Below are 19,328 nucleotides of genomic sequence, written 5' to 3' on the forward strand. Positions count from 1 at the left end.
TCAGCCTCGCCTCAAGCGCCGGCCCAGCGGCAGGGCGCATGCCAGCAGGCCGAGCGCGAGCAGGCTGGCCGGCGCTGGTTCAGGCACCGGGCTGGTGACGCTCAGCGCGGCGAATTCGGGCCTCACGCTTACGCTGGGGAAACTCGGGCCGTCCGGGTTGGACTGGCTGACCCCCAGTTCAAAGACGGCCTGCGCGCCATCGTCGCTGGAAAAGCTGCGCGGCGCCAGAAAGCCGTCTCCCAGCAAGGCCGGATCGGCGTTGAAGATGTGCGTGAGAGACACATTATAAAAATTGTGGGTAAAGGACAGGCTGTGCTGGTACTGGCCGTCGCTGTAGCGGATGATGCTGGCCCGGGCCGGCCCGGCATAGGACAGCGCCAGGTCGCCGACCTGGAAGCTCAGGGACACCATGCTCGAACCATCGCGCACGCCGTAGGCGGAGGCGACGAAGTCGGGCGAGGCGGGATCGATGAGGCTGTCGAGTTGCAGGGAGAACGGCACATCGACAGGGTCCCTGACCGGGGCAATCAGTTCGAGCGCACCCAGCGCCTGTTGCTCGGGATACAGCATGCCCTGGCTGTGAGAGGCGATGCGTACCGGCTCGGCGGCCGCGGCAAGCGGCAAAGCAAGCAGCGCGGCAAGCAGCAGGGCAGGGGAGCGGACGGACAGTCGGGACATGGCGGCCTCCACGGTTGTGGAGCCAGTATAGGAGGATGGCGCAGGGGTGGCGCACGCGTGCCGCCGCCATGCTTCAGGAAGCGCCGTCTTCGTCCTCGGACCTTCCCTGATTCTCCCGGTTGTGCAGGTAGCGCCGCGTGTGGGGAAACGGCGGCAGCCAGGCTTCGCGCCTCACGGTCCAGTTCTCATAGCTCGGCGTGAGCTGGTCGGGCGCGTCCAGCGCGCCCAGGTGGACCTCGATCTCGTCCCCGCTGCGGGCGAACACTGAGGAGCCGCAGTGCGGACAGAAATGCCGGCCCCGGTAGTCGCGCGCTTCGCCTTCGATGCGGACCATGGCCTGCGGGTAGATCGCGGCCGCGTAGAACAGCGCACCATGGTGCTTGCGGCAATCCATGCAGTGGCAGATGCCGACCCGGTAGGGCGGGCCGGATGCGGTGAGGCGCAACTGGCCGCACAGGCAGCCGCCGCTTAGCTTCGTCATACGCTTCTCCTTGCGCGATGCCAAAGGCGAAAAAAATCCTGGCGCCCCTGTCGAATCTTCGCGCTGTGTTTCGTCGTAGGATACACGGCGGCCGCGAGCCCCGTGACTCGCCAGAGACTCACCAGAGACTGACCAAGACAAGGAGATTGCCATGCGTTTCATGATTTTGCTGAAAGCCGACCAACACAGCGAAGCGGGCGAGATGCCCAGTGCGGAGTTGATGGCCGAGATGGGCCGTTTCAACGAGGAACTGATCAAGGCTGGCCTGATGCAGGCCGGCGAGGGCCTGCATCCGTCCTCGCGCGGCGCCAAGGTGTTTTTCTCGAAGGATGGCGGGGTGAGGGTGGAGGAGGGCCCGTTTCCGCTCGATGGCCTGCTGGCCGGCTTCTGGATCTGGCGCGTGAACTCGCGCGAGGAGGCCATCGAATGGGTCAAGAAGGTGCCGATGCCGATGCTGAGCGGCGAAGCCGAGATCGAGATCCGCCAGGTGTTCGACATGGAAGACTTCGGCGAGGCCATGACCCCCGAGCTGCGCGAACAGGAAGCGCGCCAGCGCGCCCAGCTCGGGACCTGAGGGTCAGGAGCGCTCGCGCTCGACGCGGTTCACGCCGGCGACCCGGCGCAGGTTGCGGATCAGCTGCGCCAGGTGGACCCGGTCCTTGACCTGGATCGTGAAGCGCAGCTGGGTCATGCTGTGTTCGTCGTCCTCGTCCATGCCCACATAGGTGATGTTGGCGTCTGACTCGCCGATCTCGGCGGCGACCCGGGCGAGGATGCCCTTCTCGTTGTTGATCAGGAGGCGGATGCGGCAGTCGAAGCGGCGGTTCAGTTCCTCGCCCCACTGCACCGCGATCCAGCGGTCCGGCTCCTTGGCGCGCACCCGCTTGGCCGGCAGGCAGTCGCAGGTGTGGACCACCAGGCCCTGGTCGCGCCGCAGCTGGCCGGTGATCTGGTCGCCCGGGATCGGCAGGCAGCAGGGCGCGAGCTGCACCGCCACGCCTTCGCTGCCGTAGATGGTGACCGGCGCGATGTCGCTGGCCGGCACCGGCTGGGCCGAGGGCTGGTGCTCGGGGTCGCCTTCCATCAGGCCGAAGATGTGGCGCGCCACCAGGGCCGGCATGCGCTTGCCGATGCCGATGTCGGCATACAGTTCGTCCATCGACTTGGCCGAGGATTCGGCCAGCAGCTTCTCGATGGTGGCGGCCGGCAGCTCGGGGCGGATGTTGCGCGCCGCCAGGGCCTGGGCCAGCAGTTCCTGGCCCAGCTCCACCGACTCGTTCACGTTCACCGTGCGCAGGTGGTGGCGGATCGCCGAACGCGCCTTGCCGGTGCGGACGAAACTCAGCCAGGTCGGGCTCGGGCGCGATTCCGGGTCGGTGACGATCTCGACGATGTCGCCGTTGTGCAGCTCGGTGCGCAGCGGTTGATCCTCGTTGTTGATCTTGACCGAGACCGTATGGTCGCCGATGCCGGTGTGGATCGAGTACGCGAAGTCCAGGGCGGTGGCACCGCGCGGCAGGGCGATGATCTTGGACTTGGGCGTGAACACGTAGACCGAATCCGGGAACAGGTCGACCTTGACGTGCTCGAGGAACTCGGCCGAGTCGCCGGTCTGCTGCTGGATGTCGAGCAGCGATTGCAGCCAGGCGTGGGTGCGCTGCTGCAGGTCCGACATGTTGGAGTCGCCGGTCTTGTACAGCCAGTGCGCCGCCACGCCGCTCTCGGCGGTGCGGTGCATCTCCTGGGTGCGGATCTGGAATTCGACCGGGGTGCCGTAGGGGCCGATCAGGGTGGTGTGCAGCGACTGGTAGCCGTTGATCTTGCGGATCGCGATGTAGTCCTTGAACTTGCCCGGCATCGGCTTGTACAGCGCGTGCAGGGTGCCGAGGGCCACGTAACAGTTGGGCACGGTGTCGACTACGACGCGGAAGCCGTACACGTCCAGCACCTGGGAAAAGGACAGGTGCTTGTTGCGCATCTTCTTGTAGATGCCGAACAGGGTCTTCTCGCGGCCATAGACCTCGGCCGGCAGGCCGGCGCTGGCCAGCTGGGTCTTGACGGCCTCGAGGATCTTCTTGACCACCTCGCGCCGGTTGCCGCGCGCCGCCTTGATGGCCTTGCCCAGGGTGTGGTAGCGCAGCGGATACAGGTGCGAGAAGGACAGGTCCTGCAGCTCGCGGTAGATATTGTTCAGGCCGAGGCGGTGGGCGATCGGCACGTAGACTTCCATCGTCTCCTTGGCGATGCGGCGCTTCTTGGCCGGGGCCATTACGCCCAGGGTGCGCATGTTGTGCAGGCGGTCGGCGAGCTTGATCAGGATCACGCGCACGTCGGAGGCCATCGCCAGCAGCATCTTGCGGAAGTTCTCGGCCTGGGCTTCGACCAGGCTCTGGAACTCGATTTTTTCCAGCTTGGACAGGCCGTCGACGAGGTTGGCGACCTGGGCGCCGAAGCGCTCGATCAGTTCGTCCTTCTTGACGTCCTGGTCTTCGATCACGTCGTGCAGGAGGGCGGCCATGATGGCCTGGGCGTCGAGTTTCCACTCGGCGCAGATCTCGGCGACGGCGATCGGATGGGAGATATAGGGCTCGCCCGACTTGCGCACCTGCCCGAGGTGCATCTCGTCCGAGAAGCGGTAGGCTTCCTTGACTTTCTTGAGTTCGGCGGGGGTGAGGTAGTCGGACAGCTTGTTGATCAGCTGCGTGACGGAGGCCACGCCGGGAGCGGGGGCCTCGATCGGGTCCTGCGGGCGGGAATCCGGCCGCTTGCTGCGGCCGGTGGTGGTGCTGCCTGGATGAGAATCCGGATTAGGCAAAATCATACGTTCTATCGTCAAGCCGCGTGATAGTACAGAATAACAGGTTAACGGATTGACTAACCCAGGCAACCCCCGGGTATTACATGGGGACCTTCTTGAGCATTTCCAGACCGACTTTACCAGCTGCAATTTCACGCAGTGCAACAACGGTCGGCTTGTCCTTGGCTTCGACCTTGGGAGTGTGGCCTTGGAGCAACTGACGGGCACGGTAGGTCGCGGCCAGGGTCAGCTGGAAGCGGTTGGGGACGTTCTTGAGGCAGTCTTCGATGGTGATGCGGGCCATGTGTGCTCCTAAATAGACAAGGTGGTCGCGTGCCGGGAGGCGCGAGCGCTTACGATTGTGGTTGTTGCGCGTGGATACCCAGCTGGGCAAACAGCGTAGCGTTGCGGGCGGCTTGTTGGGCGAACCGGCAACGTGTCGCTTTGACAATCGCCTGCAGTTCGGCCAGGGCGACGTTGAACTCTTCGTTGATGATAGCATACTCGAACTCCGGAGCGTGAGCGATCTCCCCCCCGGCGGCCAGCAGGCGGCGGGTGATGATGTGGGGCTCGTCGGTCCCGCGCTTGTGCAGGCGCTCCTCCAGGGCCTCGATCGACGGCGGCAGGATGAAGATGCCGGCGGCGTCGGGGAACTGCTTCTTGACCTGGCGCGCGCCCTGCCAGTCGATCTCCAGCAGGATGTCGGTGCCGGTCTTCATTTCCTGTTCCACGGTCAGGCGGCTGGTGCCGTAGTAATTGCCGTGCACCTCGGCCCACTCCAGGAATTCGCCGCGCTCGGCGCGGTTGACGAAGTCCTCGGCATTGGTGAAATGGTACTCGCGGCCATCCTGCTCGCCCGGACGGGGCGGGCGGGTGGTGGTCGAGACCGACAGCTTGATGCCCGGTTCCTGCGCCAGCAGGGCATTGACCAGGGTCGACTTGCCGGCGCCCGAGGGGGCCGCGACGATGAACAGGCTGCCGGAGAAGGCGGTTGGGAGCATGGTGGGTTCCTTCTTGTCGTGCGAAATCATTTCGCGATGATTCATGTTAACGCTGAACGCGTGGATGGGAAACCCGGTCGCCGGGTCCCGCATCCACGCGTTCGAAGTGGGTCCGCTTTATTCGAGGTTCTGGACCTGCTCGCGCATCTGCTCGATCAGGAGCTTGAGCTCCATCGAGGCGTCGGCCAGTTCCTTGACCGAGGCCTTGGCGCCCAGCGTGTTCGCTTCGCGGTTCAGTTCCTGCATCATGAAGTCGAGGCGTTTGCCGACCTGGCCGCCTTTCTTCAGGATGTGGCGGGTTTCGTTCAGGTGGGCCGACAGGCGCGACAGCTCTTCCGAGACGTCGATCCGGATGCCGTACAGGGTCACTTCCTGGCGGATGCGCTCCAGCACTTCCTGGCGCGTCAGGGTGGTCGGGTTGCCGTGGCCGGCCAGGCCCAGCGCGTCCTGCATGCGCTCGATGGCCTTCTGCTGGAACTGGGCGATCACCTGCGGGATCAGGGGCGTGATGCGCTTGACGATGGCTTCCATGGCGTCGATGCGCGACTGCAGCATGGCTTCCAGCGCCGCGCCTTCGCGCTTGCGGCTATCGACGAAGGCGGCGATGGTCTTGGCGGTGAGGGCGGCGACGTCGGCCTGGAGCGACTCCTGGCCGATGGTCGATTCCTCGATCACGCCGGGCCAGCGCAACAGCTCGGCCACCGTCATCTGGGGCGCCGACACGAAGTGGCGCGTGACCTCGGCCTGCAGGCGGGCCAGGTCGTTCAGCAACTCGTGGTTGAGCACTTGCGAGCCGCCCGCGGTCTTGCGCCCGAAGGACAGGCGCACCTCCACCTTGCCGCGGGTGATGGCGGCCATGATGGCGGAGCGCAGATCGGGTTCCAGCGCGCGCAGGTCGTCGTTGATGCGGAACTGAAGATCCAGGAAGCGCGAATTGACGCTCTTGATCTCGATCGTGAGGGTGCCGGCAGCGCCTTCGCTGGTGGCAACCGCATAACCAGTCATGCTTGAAATGCTCAATGGGTTCCCCGGTTTTTATTCTTTACAAAGCCGATATTTATCCACACAATCGTCCTGTTTAGCAAGGAAACCCACTTGGATGGCCGCTCAGAACAACGCACCCCTGCCCGATGGCCTGGAAATTGCCGGATACCGCATTGTAAAGAAAATTGCGTCCGGTGGGTTCAGTATTGTTTATCTAGCATATGACAGCGAAGGCAATGCTGTCGCCATCAAGGAATACCTGCCCAGCGCGCTCGCGCTGCGCCAGCCGGGCGAGCTGATACCGAGCGTCGCAAAGGCCAATTTACCGATCTTCCACATCGGCCTGAAGTGCTTCTTCGAGGAGGGGCGGGCGCTGGCGCGCATCGTCCACCCGAACGTGGTGCGGGTGGTGAACTTCTTCCGCGCCAACGAGACGGTCTACATGGTGATGGCCTACGAGTCCGGCCACGCGCTGCAGGAGCACATCGCGCGCGCCGTGGCCAAGGGCGGCCGCCTGAGCGAGAAGTTCGTGCGCCAGGTCTTCAATGGGGTGTGCGGCGGCCTGCGCGAAGTCCACGCCAACAAGCTGCTGCACCTCGACCTGAAGCCCGCCAACATCTACCTGCGCACCGACGGCTCGCCCCTGCTGCTCGACTTCGGCGCGGCGCGCCAGACCATCGAGAGCGACGTGCCCATGCTGGCGCCCATGTACACCCCGGGCTTCGCCGCCCCCGAGCTGTACGCCAAGGGCAGCCAGCTCGGGCCCTGGACCGACATCTACAGCATCGGCGCCGCCATGTATGCCTGCATGGCGGGCGCGACCCCGCAGCCGGCGGACGCGCGCAAGAGCGAAGACAAGCTCCTGCCCCAGCTCGACGCGCTCGAGCTGCGCTACTCGAAGGAGCTGGTGCGGATGGTGCGCGCCTGCCTGGCCCTCGATCCGCTGGCGCGCCCGCAGAGCGTGTTCGCGCTGCAGAAAGTGCTGCGCACGGCCCCGGCCGCGCCGGCGGAACCGGATGCTGAACAGGGACGCGCACGGGCGAGCGACCCGGAAGACGCGCCGCGCGCGGGCGGCTGGCGCGGCCTGGTCGGCCGCCTCGGCGGCCTCGGGCGCGGCAAAGCCGGGAGCTGAGGAGGGCGCATGCAGTTTTCCGTCTACCAGCAGAGCCACATCGGCGGGCGCAAGCTCAACCAGGACCGCATGGGCTACAGCTTCACGCGCGACGCGCTGCTGCTGGTGCTGGCCGACGGCATGGGCGGCCACCTGCGCGGCGAGATCGCGGCCACCATCGCCTTGCAATCGATCTCGATGCAGTTCCGCATGCAGGCGCGGCCCTACGTGAAAAAGCCCGAGCGCTTCCTCGAGGAAGCCCTGCACCAGGCCCACCGCGACATCGTCACCTACGCCGAGACCCACCAGCTGCCGGAGACCCCGCGCACCACGGTGGTGGCCTGCCTGGTCCAGCACAACAGCGCGGTCTGGGCCCACGCCGGCGATTCGCGCCTCTACTGGGTGCGCAGCAAGCAGCTGCTGGCGCGCACCCGCGACCACTCGCATCTCGAATACCTGATCGAACGCGGGCGCGCCACGGAGGCCGAGCGCGCCACCCATCCCGACCGCAACAAGCTGTACAACTGCCTGGGCGCGTCCCAGGCGCCGCGGGTCGACGTCTCGCGCCAGGCCGCCCTGCAGCCGGGCGACACGCTGCTGCTCTGTTCCGACGGCCTGTGGGGCGTGCTGCCCGACAGCGAGATCGTGCACCGGCTCTCGAGCACGGGCATCGTGCAGGCGGTGCCGGAGCTGGTCGCCATGTCCGCCGCCATCGGCGGCGCGCGCGGCGACAACACTACCGCCCTGGGCATCACCTGGCAGGGCGCGGACACTGCCGGGGCCAACATGCGCGACGTGATCTCGACCGCGCTGCTGCCGGCGGACGAGGTCAGCTCGTCCATCATCGCCGCCGACCCGGCTCCCACGGGCAGCGAGGCCGACGCTTTCGACGAGGCCGAGATCGAGCGCGCCATCGCCGAGATCCGCGAAGCGATCGAAAAATCATCCCAGTTACTCAAATAAGAAAGTTAGCCATGACACAAGCACAACGCCCGAGCGGGCGCGCGGTCGACCAGCTGCGCACGGTCCGCATCACCCGCCAGTACACCAAGCATGCCGAGGGTTCGGTCCTGATCGAGTTCGGCGACACCAAGGTGATCTGCACCGCCAGCATCGAGGAAAAAGTGCCGCCTTTCCTGAAAGGGAAGGGCCAGGGCTGGCTGACCGCCGAATACGGCATGCTGCCGCGCTCGACGCACACGCGCATGGACCGCGAGGCCGCGCGCGGCAAGCAGACCGGCCGAACCCAGGAGATCCAGCGCCTGATCGGCCGCTCGCTGCGCGCAGCCTTCGACCTGGAAGCTTTCGGGGAGCGCACCCTGCACCTCGACTGCGACGTGATCCAGGCCGACGGCGGCACCCGCACCGCCTCGATCACCGGCGCCATGGTGGCGGCCTATGACGCCTTCCAGGCGCTGGTCGGGCAGGGCCTGATCGCCGCCGTGCCGGTGCGCCACTTCGTGGCCGCGATCTCGGTGGGCGTGTACCACGGGGTGCCGGTGCTGGACCTGGACTATGTCGAGGATTCGGATTGCGATACCGACATGAACGTGGTGATGACCGAGACCGGGCATTTCATCGAAGTGCAGGGCACGGCCGAAGGGGCGGCCTTCGACCGGGCGGGCATGAACCGGCTGCTGGACCTGGGGCAGTTGGGGGTGACGGAGTTGGTGAAGTTGCAAAGGCAGGCGTTGGGGTTGGGGGGCTGACGTTTTCTTTTCTCTCAGATCGCACGAACTTGGATCCCGGCCTGCGCCGGGATGACGTTCATACGTAGCGGGAGAATTGGTACGCTAACTCGTCTCAACTAGCCCCAGCACGTCATTCCGGCGAAGGCCGGAATCCAAGTCCGCACCGCAGCCCCTACAGCACGCAGCACCCCCAAGGGGTAAAATACCACCCCTCCCCAGCAACAAGCACCCACGCCACCATGACCCAACGCCTGATCCTCGCCTCCAACAACGCCGGCAAGCTGAAGGAATTCGCCCAACTCCTCGCCCCCATCGGCTTCGAGCTCCACCCCCAGGGCGAGTTCAACGTCCCGGAAGCCGAAGAGCCCTTCGGCACCTTCGTCGAGAACGCCCTGGCCAAGGCCCGCCACGCCGCGCGCCTGACCGGGCTGCCGGCGCTGGCCGACGATTCGGGCGTGTGCGTGAACGCCCTCGGCGGCGCCCCCGGCGTCTACTCGGCACGCTATGCCGGCGAGCCGAAATCCGACGCCCGCAACAACCAGAAGCTGGTGGCCGAGCTCGTCCAGCACGCCGACAAGTCCGCCTATTACTACTGCGTGCTGGTCTATGTGCGCCACGCCGACGACCCCCAGCCGGTGATCGCCGACGGCGCCTGGCATGGCGAGATCGTCGAGCAGCCGCGCGGCGAGGGCGGCTTCGGCTACGATCCGCATTTCCTGATCCCCGCCCTCGGCAAGACCACCGCCGAGCTGGACCCGGTCCAGAAGAACGCCCTGTCGCACCGCGGCCAGGCCCTGCGCGCCCTCGTCGAGAAGCTGAAGCGATGATTCCCATCAAACCCGCCGGCCAGGGCGGCCCGATCGAACCGCGCAATCCGGCCACCGCCGCCCTGCAATACCTGCAGCCGGGCGCCCTGAACCTGAGCGCGCTGCCGCCGCTGTCGCTCTACATCCACTGGCCCTGGTGCGTGCGCAAATGCCCCTACTGCGACTTCAACTCGCACGAGGCCAAGGGCGAGCTGCCGGAACAGGCCTACCTCGACGCCCTGCGTCTCGACCTCGAGCAGTCGCTGCCCCTCATCTGGGGCCGCAAGATCCACACCGTGTTCATCGGCGGCGGCACGCCCAGCCTGATGTCGGCGGCGGGCCTAGACCGGCTGCTGTCCGACCTGCGCACCCTGCTGCCGCTCGACCTGGACGCCGAGATCACGATGGAAGCCAATCCCGGCACCTTCGAGGCCGAACGCTTCAAGTCCTACCGCGAGAGCGGCATCAACCGCCTGTCGATCGGCATCCAGAGCTTCAATGGCGGCCACCTGGAAGCCCTGGGCCGCATCCACGACGGCGGCGAAGCCCTGCGCGCGGTCGAGATCGCGAAGTCGACCTTCGACAACTTCAACCTCGACCTGATGTACGCGCTGCCGCGCCAGACCCTCGAGGAAGCGCGGCGCGACCTGGAGACCGCGCTGGCCTTCCAGCCGCCCCATTTGTCGCTCTACCACCTGACGATGGAGCCGAACACGGTGTTCGCCAAGTATCCGCCGCCGCTGCCGGACGACGATACCAGCGCCGACATGCAGGACATGATCGCCGAACTGACGGCAGACGCCGGCTACGGGCACTATGAAGTGTCGGCCTATGCCCAGCCGGGACGGCGCGCGCGCCACAACCTGAACTACTGGCAGTTCGGCGACTACCTCGGCATCGGCGCCGGCGCCCACTCCAAGCTGTCCTTCCCGCACCGCATCCTGCGCCAGGCGCGCTACAAGCAGCCGGCCTCCTTCATGGACGCCGCCAGGCGCGGCAACGCGGTGCAGGAAGAGCACGAGATCGGCCGCGCCGACCTGGGTTTCGAGTTCATGCTCAACGCTCTGCGCCTGACCGAGGGCTTCGATCCGAACCTGTTCGGCGAGCGCACCGGCATGAGCATCAGCACGATCACCAAAGCCCTCAACGAGGCGGAAGCCAAGGGCCTGCTGTACCGCGATCACAAGCTGATCCGACCGACCGAACTGGGTCAGCGCTTCCTGAACGATTTGCAGGAGATGTTCCTGGCGGCCTAGCGCTTTTGGGGTCTGCGCGGCAGAAAAATCCTGTCGCGCAGCCTGCTAGGTGCGCACCGCGCCGGCGAGCGCATTGATGGTGCGCGCCAGCCCGGTGACCACGCGCGCCATGCTTTCGTAGTCGAGCTTGTCCGGCGTGTCCTCGGCCGTGTGGTAGTAGGGGTAGCGCAGGAAGGCCGTGTCCGTGATCATCAGGGCCGGATAGCCCTGGCGGTTGTAGGACGTGTGGTCGGACAGGGTCACGCCCATCACGTGGGCCGGCGCGGCCAGCCCCTGGGCGGGGAAGTCGGAATGGGCGCGGAAGGCCGCCAGCGACTGGCGCACCAGTGCCGAGGATTCGAGGGTGCCGACGAAGGCGATGAAGTTGCCGGTGCTCGGATATTTGTCTTCCAGCCCGGGCGGCAGTTTCTGGCTGTTCGGCGCGTCCGAGTACCAGCCCACGGTTTCCAGGATCAGGGCGCCGGCCACCTGGTGGCCGAGGCGCTTGAGTTCGCGCGCATGCCGCAGGCTGCCCATTTCCTCGCCCATGAACCAGGGCGGTTCCTCGTTCACGAAGAAGACGAATTTCAGTTCGGTGCCGCGGCTGGGCTGCATGGTCTTCAGCAGGCGCGCCAGTTCCAGCACGGCCGCGGTGCCGCTGCCGTTGTCGTTGGCGCCGGGAGCGCCGATGGCCGAGTCGTAGTGGGCGCCGATGATGAAGATGCGCTCGGGCTTGGCCCCCGGTTCGACGTTGGCCACCGAGACCTCGATATTCCGCACTTTCTGGCCGCCGGCCTCGTATTCCTGGCGGCGCGGCTGGTAGCCGTAGCCGGCGAGGGCGCTTTCGATGTGGCGCGCCGAGCGCTCCAGCGCGCCCGGGTTGGCGACGTTGTGCTCTGTGGAGGCGATCGCCTCCACGTGGGCGCGCAGGCGCGCCGAGAGGGGCGGGGCGTCGAAGGCGGGCGCGGTTTCCACGGTCAGCACCGCCAGCAGGATGGCGAGAATGATCGCAAGAATGGCCTTCCAGTGGGATTGAAAGAAATGTCGCATGGCCGTGAGCGCCGCTGGCGCCTCGTCGAGCGTCGATGCGTCCAGTGTAGCCAAATCGTCCACGGTCTGCGCGCGGGGCTGCAATTCCGCGCTACAACAAGCGTTTCAGCGCGCGCTGCCCGGCAGGACGGCGAAGTCTTCGCTGCGATCGAGGGCGCGCAGCAGCGCCGCCAGTTCGGGCGGCGGGACGATCAATTTGCGCTGGCGCAGGTCGAACCAGCCGACGGTCGAGGTCACGCGGGCGCATAGCTGGCCGTCGCGGTGGAATTCGTTACGCAGGGTCATGCGGCTGCCGTCCTCGGACAGGCCGGCCAGGGCCAGGGTCACGCGGATCTCGTCGAGCAGGCGGCATTCGCGGAAATAGTCGATCTGGTCGCGCATCACCACGGGGCCGAGCTGCAGGCGGGCGAATTCGGACATCGGGAAGCCGTGTTCGGCGAAGTACATCATGCGCACGTCGGCCGACTTGTCGAGGTAGGCGGTGTTGCGCATGTGGGCGTTGAAATCCATGTCGCCCCAACCGGCGACCAGGGTGCGTTCGAACATGGCGTGCTCCTGAGGGGGGAAACACCTTATTAGACACCAGCTGGCGTCGTATTGCTCGGCACCTCACCCAGTGGCGGCCTTACCGAGATGGAACCCAAGCACGGCAGTATGGCCCGCTACATAAAACAACGTCGTCCCCGCGAAGGCGGGGACCCAAGTTTGCGAGCGTCTCGATAACGCAAACAGAACTTGGGTCCCCGCCTTCGCGGGGACGACGTTTTGAGGCAGCGGGTGATTAACGCGCTGCGACGGGCGTCGCCGGCTCGGTCCACCCCCCACCCAACACGCGATACAAAGTCACCTGGTTCTGCAAGCGCAGCAGGTTCGCCTGGATCGCCTGCTGCTGCGCCTGGAACAGCGAGCGCTGCGCATCCAGCAAATCGAGATAGCTGGCCGCGCCATTCCGGTAGCGCAGGTCCGACAGGTTGAAGCGGTCGGCTTCCGCCTCGGCCACCGCGCGCTGGGCGCGCAGTTGCTCGCTGAAGGTGGCCTGGCCGGCCAGCGCGTCCGCCACTTCGCGGAACGCGGTCTGGATCGAGCGCTCGTACTGGGCCACCGCGATGTCGCGCTGGGCGCGCGCCGAGCCGAGCACGGCGCGGTTACGGCCGTAGTCGAAGATCGGCAGGATCGCCTGCGGCGCGAAGGTCCAGCCGAAGCTGCCGCTCTTGAACAGGCCCGAGAGCTCGGTGCTGGCGCTGCCCGCGCTGCCGGTGAGGGTGATGCGCGGGAAGAAGTTGGCGCGCGCCGCGCCGATGTTGGCGTTGGCCGCGATCAGCTGCTGCTCGGCCGAGCGGATGTCCGGACGCGCCGCCAGCAGGTCCGAAGGCAGCCCGGCCGGAAGATCGGGCAGCACGGTCGAGGCCAGGGTGGCGCCGGCCGGCGCCTCGGGCAGGGTCTGGCCCACCAGCAGGGTGAGCAGGTTGATGTCCTGGGCGCGCTGGCGCTGGGCCTGTGCCAGTGTGGTGCGCGCGGTCTCGACCAGCGAACGCGATTGCTGCAGCTCCAGGCGCGAGGCCACGCCGTTCTCGAAGCGCAGTTGCGTCAGCTTGTCCGACTCTTCGCGCGTCTGCACGGTGCGCTGGGCCAGGGCCAGCAGCTCTTCGTCCGCCAGCAATTGCAGGTAGGCGTTGGCGACCGAGGCGATCAGGCTGATCTGGGTGGTCTTGCGCGCCTCTTCGGTGGCCAGGTACTGGGCCAGCGCCGCGTCCGACAGGTTGCGCACGCGTCCGAACAGGTCGAGCTCGAACTGCGAGACCGACAGGCCGGCCTGGTAGATGCTGTTGATCGGCTGGTCTTCGCCGGTGGTCTGGCGCTGGCCGGTGACGGCTGCGCCCACGGTCGGCAGGCGGTCGGCGCGCTGGATGCGGTATTGCGCGCTCGCCTGCTCGATGTTGGCGATCGCCACCCGCAGGTCGCGGTTGTTGGCCAGGGCCAGGTCGATCAGCTGGCGCAGGCGCGCATCGAGGAAGAAGCGCTGCCATTCGATCTGGGCGGCAGGCTCGTTCGCCACCGGATTGGCCGGCGCGCTGGCCGGTCGCGGCAGTTCGGGGAAGCTGGCCGCGACCGGGGCCGCCGGGCGCTCGTACTTGGGCGCCAGCGACAGGCAGCCCGAGAGCGCCATCGCCAGCGCGAGCGGGGTCAGGAGTTTAGCGTGTTTGATCATCATTTCTTTCCTTCGGCTGCAGCGACTTCCTCTTCGTGCGCATATTTCTTGCGCTGGCGTTCGCTGCCCTTGAAGATTTTACGGATCACGACGAAGAACACCGGCGTGAACAGCACGCCCAGCACGGTCGCGGTGATCATCCCGCCCATTACGCCGGTGCCGATCGCGCGCTGCGAGGCCGAGCCGGCGCCGCCCGCCACCACCAGCGGCAGCACGCCGAGAATGAAGGCCAGCGAGGTCATGATGATGGGGCGGAAGCGCAGGTGCGCCGCCTCGATCGCGGCTTCCATCGGCGACTTGCCCTGGGCCTGGAGGTCCTTCGCGAATTCGACGATCAGCACCGCGTTCTTGGCCGCCAGGCCGATGATGGTCACCAGGCCGATCTTGAAGTACACGTCGTTCGGATAGCCGCGCATCAGCGCCGCCAGCACCGCGCCGAGCACGCCCAGCGGGACGATCAGCAGCACCGAGACCGGAATCGACCAGCTCTCGTACAGCGCCGCCAGGGCCAGGAAGATCGCCAGGATCGAGAAGGCCATCAGGATGCCCATGGTCGAACCCGACAGCACTTCTTCACGCGACTGGCCGGTCCACTCGAAGGCGAAGCCCGGCGGCAACTGGGCCGCCAGGCGCTCCATCTCGGCCAGCGCATCGCCGGTCGAATAGCCCGGCTTGGCGTCGCCCGAGATGCTCATCGCCGGATAGCCGTTGTAGCGGATGGTCTGCATCGGCCCGGTGATCCAGCGCGTGGTGGCGAAGGAGGACAGCGGCACCGGCTGGCCCTGCAGGTTCAGCGCGTTCAGGCGCAGCAGGTCGTCCGGCTGCATGCGCGACTCGGCCTCGGCCTGCACGATCACGCGCTGCAGGCGGCCGGCGTTCGGGAAGTCGTTCACATAGGACGAACCGAGCGAGGTCGAGATCGCGGTGTTGATCGCATCGAAGGTCACGCCCAGGGCCTGGGCCTTGTCGCGGTCGATGTCGAGCATCACCTGGGGCGCGTCCTCCAGGCCTTCCGGACGCACGCCGGTCAGGATCGGGCTCTGCGAGGCCATGCCCAGCAGCTGGTTGCGCGCCGCCAGCAGGGCCGCGCGGCCGTTGCCGCCACGGTCCTGCAGGCGGAAGGTGAAGCCGGTGCCGCGGCCCAGTTCAGGGATCGGCGGCGGCGACAGCGCGAAGATGAAGGCATCGCGCACTCCCGACAGGCCACCCATGATGCGGCCGGCCAGGGCCTGGGCGCTGGAACCGTCGCCCTTGCGCTCGTCCCAGTCCTTGAGCGGGATGAAGGCCAGCGCCATGTTCTGGCCCGAGCCCGAGAACGAGAAGCCCAGCACGCTGACCATGTTGGCCACTTCCGGCTGCTTCATGATGAATTCCTCCGCCTGGCGCATCACTTCGCTGGTGCGCTCGCGGGTCGCGCCCGGCGGCAGCTGGACGTTGGCGATCACATAGCCCTGGTCTTCGTTGGGCAGGAAGGAGCTCGGCATGCGGGTGAACAGCAGCACCACCACGCCGATCACCACCGCGAACACCACCATCGCGCGCGCCGAGCGGCGCAGCAGGCGCGCGACGAAGCTCTCGTAGTTCTTGGCGGTGGCCGTGAACTTGCGGTTGAACCAGCCGAAGAAGCCGCGCTTGTCGTGGTGGTGGCCGGCCTGCACCGGCTTGAGCAGGTGGGCGCACAGGGCCGGGGTCAGGGTCAGGGCCAGGAAGGCCGAGAAACCGATCGCCGACACCATCACGGCCGCGAACTGGCGGTAGATGTTGCCGACCGCGCCGCCGAAGAAGGCCAGCGGCACGAACACCGACATCAGCACCACGGTCACGCCGATGATCGCGCCCGAGATCTGGCCCATCGCCTTGCGGGTCGCCTGCAGCGGCGGCAGGCCTTCCTCGCTCATGATGCGCTCGACGTTCTCGACCACCACGATGGCGTCGTCGACCACGATGCCGATCACCAGCACCATGCCGAACATGGTGAGCACGTTGATCGAGAAGCCCAGCGCCAGCAGGGTGGCCAGGGAGCCGAGCAGGGCGACCGGCACGACGATGGTCGGAATCAGGGTGTAGCGGATGTTCTGCAGGAACAGGTACATCACCAGGAACACCAGCACGATCGCCTCGACCAGGGTGTGCAGCACCTGCTCGATCGAGATGTCGATGAACTTCGAGCTGTCGAACGGGATCGCATACTTCATCCCGGGCGGGAAGTACTTGGACAGTTCCTGCATGCGGGCCTTGATGAGCTTCGCGGTTTCCAGCGCGTTGCCGGCAGGGGCCAGCTGGATGCCGATGCCGGTGGACGGCTTGCCGTTCAGGCGCGCCGAGGTGGCGTAGGCCTGGCCGCCGATCTCGATGCGGGCCACGTCGCGCAGGCGCACGGTGGAGCCGTCCGGATTCGCGCGCAGCACGATGTTGCCGAACTGTTCGACGGTGCTGAGCTGGCCGGTGACGACCACGGTCGCGTTGATCTCCTGGCCGGCGGCCAGTGGCAGTTCGCCGATCGTGCCCGAGGCCACCTGGGCGTTCTGGCTGCGGATGGCGGCGTTGACGTCGCCCGGCGACAGGCGGTAACCCACCAGCTTGGCCGGGTCGATCCAGATGCGCATCGCGCGCTCGGTGCCGAACAGCTGGGCGGTGCCGACGCCTTTCACGCGCTGCAGTTCGGGCAGCACGGTGCGCGAGGCATAGTCGCCGAGCGCGATCGGGTCCCACTTCGGATCGTCCGAGGACAGGATGGTGAACAGCAGGAAGTTGGCGCGCACCTTGTCGACGCGTACGCCCTGCTGGTTCACCGCCTGCGGCAGGCGCGGGGTGGCGCGCGACAGGCGGTTCTGCACGTCCACCTGGGCCAGGTCGGGATTGGTGCCGGTTTCAAACGTGAGGGTGATCGAGCCGCTGCCGTTGGCCGTGCTGCTCGATTCCATGTAGATCAGGCCGGGAGAGCCGTTCATCTCGCGTTCGATGACGGAGATGACCGAGTCTTCCAGCACCTGGGCCGATGCGCCCGGGTAGGCGGCATTGATCACGATCGATGGCGGCGCCACGTTCGGATACTGGGCGATCGGCAGCTGGGTGATCGACACACCGCCGATCACCATGATGAACAGCGCGATCACCCACGCAAAGATGGGGCGGTCAATGAAAAAACGTGCCATGAGGGGTTCCTGTTCTTAAACTGCGCCCTTAGCGGCGGGGCGTGCCGGCGGCCGGCGTGGCGCTCGCCGTGGAGCCGGACGGCGCCGAGGTCGGCGGACCGCCGGCGGCGTTCGCTGCGCCGGCAGCCTGGGCGCTGGCCGCCGTGGCATTCGGCGCGCCGGCCGGCTGGCGCGGCGACCACGGCACCGGCTTGACCGGTGTACCCGGCGGCATCATCTGGATTTTCTGGAAGCCGTCGACCATCACCTGGTCGCCATCCTTCAGGCCTTCGGTGACCACCCAGTTCTGGCCCTGCTGCGAGGCGATCTTGACGGTGCGCGGCGCGGGCTTGTTGTCGGCGCCGATCACGGTCAGGGTGTCGCCCTGGGCGCCGCCGCGGGTCACGGCCTGCTGGGGCACCAGGATGCCATTCGGGATCTCTGACTGGGCCAGGCGCACGCGCACGTACTGGCCCGGCAGCAGGGCGTTGTCCGGGTTCGGCACGGTGGCGCGCAAGGTCACCTGGCCGGTGCTCGGGTCCACGGTGACGTCCGAGAACAGCAGCTTGCCGCGCACCGGCAGTTCGGTGCCGTCCTCCAGCATCACGGTGACCGGCAGGCCGGCGGCGACGCGGCCGGCGCCGGCGCCCTTGCGCAGGCGCTGCAGTTCGGCGGCGGATTGGGTGATGTTCAGGTACATCGGGTTGGTCTGCTGGATCAGGGCCAGCTCGGTCGCCTCGGCGGCCGAGACCAGCGCGCCTTCGGTGACCAGGGCGCGGCCGATGCGGCCCGAGATCGGGGCGTAGACGTTCGAGTAGCTCAGGTTGATCTGGGCGACGCGCAGCTGGGCCCTGGCCGAGGCCACTTCGGCTTCCGCCTGCTTCTGGGCGGCGACGGCGTTGGTGTATTCCTGCTCGCTGATCGCCTGGGCCTGCGCCAGCGGCGCATAGCGCTTGGCCTGGGCAGCGGCCTGGGTCAGGTTGGCCTGGGCGCGCGCCAGTGCGGCCTGGCTGCTGTTAAGCTGGGCCTGATACGGTTCGGGATCGATCTGGAACAGGGACTGGCCCTGCTTGACTTCGCTACCTTCGGTGAACAGGCGCTTGAGCACGACACCGTTGACGCGGGCGCGGACCTGGGCGGTGCGCACCGGTTCGGCGCGCGCCGGCAGTTCGGTCTGCAGCGCGACCGGTTCGGCCTTGGCGACGATGACCCCGACCTCCGGGGCCGGCATCTTGCCGCCGGGGCCGCCGGGACCGGGCGCGGCGTCCTTCTTGCCGCAGGCCGAGAGCAGCACCAGGGCCGCCAGGGTGCCGGCGGCGATCCGGGTCATGGACAGGGTAGAGGAGTGGGCAGAGCGCATTACATGCTTCCTTCTGATTAGAAATAGCGCCGATGCCGTCGTCCCGGGGCGACAGGCTTTACCCGGATCCGATATCAGCACTGGCTTTTGCAAATAGTTTTATATACTATCACGACTGTATGTAAATTGTTTCAATGCCCCTCATCGGGAGTAGGCTCTCAAAAATGGCTCGTCGCACGAAAGAAGAAGCTGCCGCGACACGTGACAGTATTCTAGACGCTGCGGAAATATTGTTCGCAAAACAAGGCGTGTCGCGAACAACGTTGCAGCATATCGCAAGCGCCGCGGGTGTGACGCGCGGGGCGATCTATTGGCATTTCCTCGACAAGGGAGCGCTGTTCAACGCGATGATGGACCGCGCCAAGTCGCCGATCGAAGAGGCGATGCAGTTGCTGCAGCAGCGCGAGGTCCAGGACCCGCTGCAATGCCTGCGCGATGAACTGGTGACCGTGCTGCGCATCACAGCCGAGGACGAGAAGGCGCGCCGCGTGTTCGAGATCGCCACCCTCAAGACCGAATTCCTGGACGATGTGGATTCGGTGCGCGCGCGCCGCAGCGAATCCATCGCCCTGTGGCGCGACCGCATGGAAGAGCATCTGCAGGCGGCCCGGGACAAGGGCATGCTGCGCGAGGACGTGCTGCCGCGCACCGCGGCCACGGGTGGCTGGATCATCGTCGATGGCCTGATCCGCAACTGGATCTTCGAGCCCAGCGCCTTCGACCTGCTGGACACGGGCGGGCAGGTGATCGACATCTTCCTGCAAGGCCTGCGCCGCAGCTGAGCGGGCTGC

18 protein-coding genes are annotated in these 19,328 nt (G+C 66.8%); 7 read left to right on the top strand and 11 right to left on the bottom strand.

Features of this window, described 5'->3' with window-relative positions:
* Positions 1 to 678, bottom strand: a complete 678-nt coding sequence (locus B0920_RS19245) for a hypothetical protein (RefSeq protein WP_078034249.1) — start codon at positions 676 to 678, stop codon at positions 1 to 3.
* A gap of 73 nt (positions 679 to 751) precedes the next feature.
* Positions 752 to 1,159 (bottom strand): GFA family protein, encoded by a 408-nt coding sequence (locus B0920_RS19250; protein ID WP_078034250.1) that lies wholly within the window; start codon positions 1,157 to 1,159, stop codon positions 752 to 754.
* A gap of 151 nt (positions 1,160 to 1,310) precedes the next feature.
* Between B0920_RS19250 and B0920_RS19255 the strand changes: the two genes are divergently transcribed.
* Positions 1,311 to 1,733: a YciI family protein gene (locus B0920_RS19255; protein WP_078034251.1), complete on the top strand. Its 423-nt coding sequence runs from the start codon at positions 1,311 to 1,313 to the stop codon at positions 1,731 to 1,733.
* A 3-nt stretch (positions 1,734 to 1,736) separates the two neighbouring features.
* Here B0920_RS19255 and B0920_RS19260 read toward each other — a convergent pair whose 3' ends face one another.
* The 4 genes from B0920_RS19260 to B0920_RS19275 form a co-directional block, all read right to left on the bottom strand.
* The gene (locus B0920_RS19260; protein WP_229455777.1) at positions 1,737 to 3,980 is read right to left on the bottom strand and encodes a bifunctional (p)ppGpp synthetase/guanosine-3',5'-bis(diphosphate) 3'-pyrophosphohydrolase; all 2,244 of its coding nucleotides are present in this window, start codon (positions 3,978 to 3,980) and stop codon (positions 1,737 to 1,739) included.
* Positions 3,981 to 4,056: 76 nt separating this feature from the next.
* Positions 4,057 to 4,260: a DNA-directed RNA polymerase subunit omega gene (gene rpoZ, locus B0920_RS19265; protein WP_005665923.1), complete on the bottom strand. Its 204-nt coding sequence runs from the start codon at positions 4,258 to 4,260 to the stop codon at positions 4,057 to 4,059.
* Positions 4,261 to 4,309: 49 nt separating this feature from the next.
* Complete coding sequence (gene gmk, locus B0920_RS19270; RefSeq protein ID WP_078034486.1) at positions 4,310 to 4,957, bottom strand: guanylate kinase; 648 nt, start codon at positions 4,955 to 4,957, stop codon at positions 4,310 to 4,312.
* A 117-nt stretch (positions 4,958 to 5,074) separates the two neighbouring features.
* Complete coding sequence (locus B0920_RS19275) at positions 5,075 to 5,962, bottom strand: YicC/YloC family endoribonuclease (RefSeq protein ID WP_078034252.1); 888 nt, start codon at positions 5,960 to 5,962, stop codon at positions 5,075 to 5,077.
* Positions 5,963 to 6,056: 94 nt separating this feature from the next.
* Here B0920_RS19275 and B0920_RS19280 point away from each other — a divergent pair, with 94 nt between their 5' ends.
* The 5 genes from B0920_RS19280 (at position 6,057) to hemW (ending at position 10,805) form a co-directional block, all read left to right on the top strand.
* Positions 6,057 to 7,073: a serine/threonine-protein kinase gene (locus B0920_RS19280; protein ID WP_078034253.1), complete on the top strand. Its 1,017-nt coding sequence runs from the start codon at positions 6,057 to 6,059 to the stop codon at positions 7,071 to 7,073.
* 9 nt (positions 7,074 to 7,082) lie between these two features.
* Complete coding sequence (locus tag B0920_RS19285; protein ID WP_078034254.1) at positions 7,083 to 8,015, top strand: PP2C family serine/threonine-protein phosphatase; 933 nt, start codon at positions 7,083 to 7,085, stop codon at positions 8,013 to 8,015.
* Between the two features lie 11 nt (positions 8,016 to 8,026).
* Positions 8,027 to 8,761, top strand: coding sequence for a ribonuclease PH (gene rph / locus B0920_RS19290; protein ID WP_078034255.1), 735 nt, complete (start codon positions 8,027 to 8,029; stop codon positions 8,759 to 8,761).
* Between the two features lie 221 nt (positions 8,762 to 8,982).
* Positions 8,983 to 9,570: an RdgB/HAM1 family non-canonical purine NTP pyrophosphatase gene (gene rdgB / locus B0920_RS19295; RefSeq protein ID WP_078034256.1), complete on the top strand. Its 588-nt coding sequence runs from the start codon at positions 8,983 to 8,985 to the stop codon at positions 9,568 to 9,570.
* Positions 9,567 to 10,805 carry a radical SAM family heme chaperone HemW gene (gene hemW / locus B0920_RS19300; protein WP_078034257.1) on the top strand — a complete coding sequence of 413 codons (1,239 nt, stop codon included), beginning with the start codon at positions 9,567 to 9,569 and terminating at the stop codon, positions 10,803 to 10,805. Before rdgB ends, hemW begins: the two co-directional genes overlap by 4 nt.
* A 45-nt stretch (positions 10,806 to 10,850) precedes the next feature.
* Here the strand turns inward: hemW and B0920_RS19305 are convergent, their stop codons facing one another.
* From B0920_RS19305 to B0920_RS19325, 5 genes are all read right to left on the bottom strand, one after another.
* Positions 10,851 to 11,834 carry a M28 family peptidase gene (locus B0920_RS19305; protein ID WP_078034487.1) on the bottom strand — a complete coding sequence of 328 codons (984 nt, stop codon included), beginning with the start codon at positions 11,832 to 11,834 and terminating at the stop codon, positions 10,851 to 10,853.
* Between the two features lie 105 nt (positions 11,835 to 11,939).
* Positions 11,940 to 12,380 carry a thioesterase family protein gene (locus B0920_RS19310; RefSeq protein WP_078034258.1) on the bottom strand — a complete coding sequence of 147 codons (441 nt, stop codon included), beginning with the start codon at positions 12,378 to 12,380 and terminating at the stop codon, positions 11,940 to 11,942.
* 235 nt (positions 12,381 to 12,615) lie between these two features.
* On the bottom strand, positions 12,616 to 14,043 hold the full coding sequence (locus B0920_RS19315; protein WP_078034259.1) for an efflux transporter outer membrane subunit: 1,428 nt from the start codon (positions 14,041 to 14,043) through the stop codon (positions 12,616 to 12,618).
* Positions 14,043 to 17,198, bottom strand: a complete 3,156-nt coding sequence (locus B0920_RS19320) for an efflux RND transporter permease subunit (RefSeq protein ID WP_078034260.1) — start codon at positions 17,196 to 17,198, stop codon at positions 14,043 to 14,045. The genes B0920_RS19315 and B0920_RS19320 overlap by 1 nt, the downstream gene beginning before the upstream one ends.
* 28 nt (positions 17,199 to 17,226) lie before the next feature.
* A complete protein-coding gene (locus B0920_RS19325) occupies positions 17,227 to 18,537 on the bottom strand; it encodes an efflux RND transporter periplasmic adaptor subunit (RefSeq protein ID WP_078034261.1) in 1,311 nt (436 codons plus the stop codon).
* 164 nt (positions 18,538 to 18,701) lie between these two features.
* Between B0920_RS19325 and B0920_RS19330 the strand changes: the two genes are divergently transcribed.
* Positions 18,702 to 19,319, top strand: a complete 618-nt coding sequence (locus B0920_RS19330; RefSeq protein WP_078034262.1) for a TetR family transcriptional regulator — start codon at positions 18,702 to 18,704, stop codon at positions 19,317 to 19,319.
* The last annotated feature ends 9 nt before the right edge of the window (positions 19,320 to 19,328 follow it).

The organism is Massilia sp. KIM, from assembly GCF_002007115.1.
GTDB lineage: Bacteria > Pseudomonadota > Gammaproteobacteria > Burkholderiales > Burkholderiaceae_D > Telluria.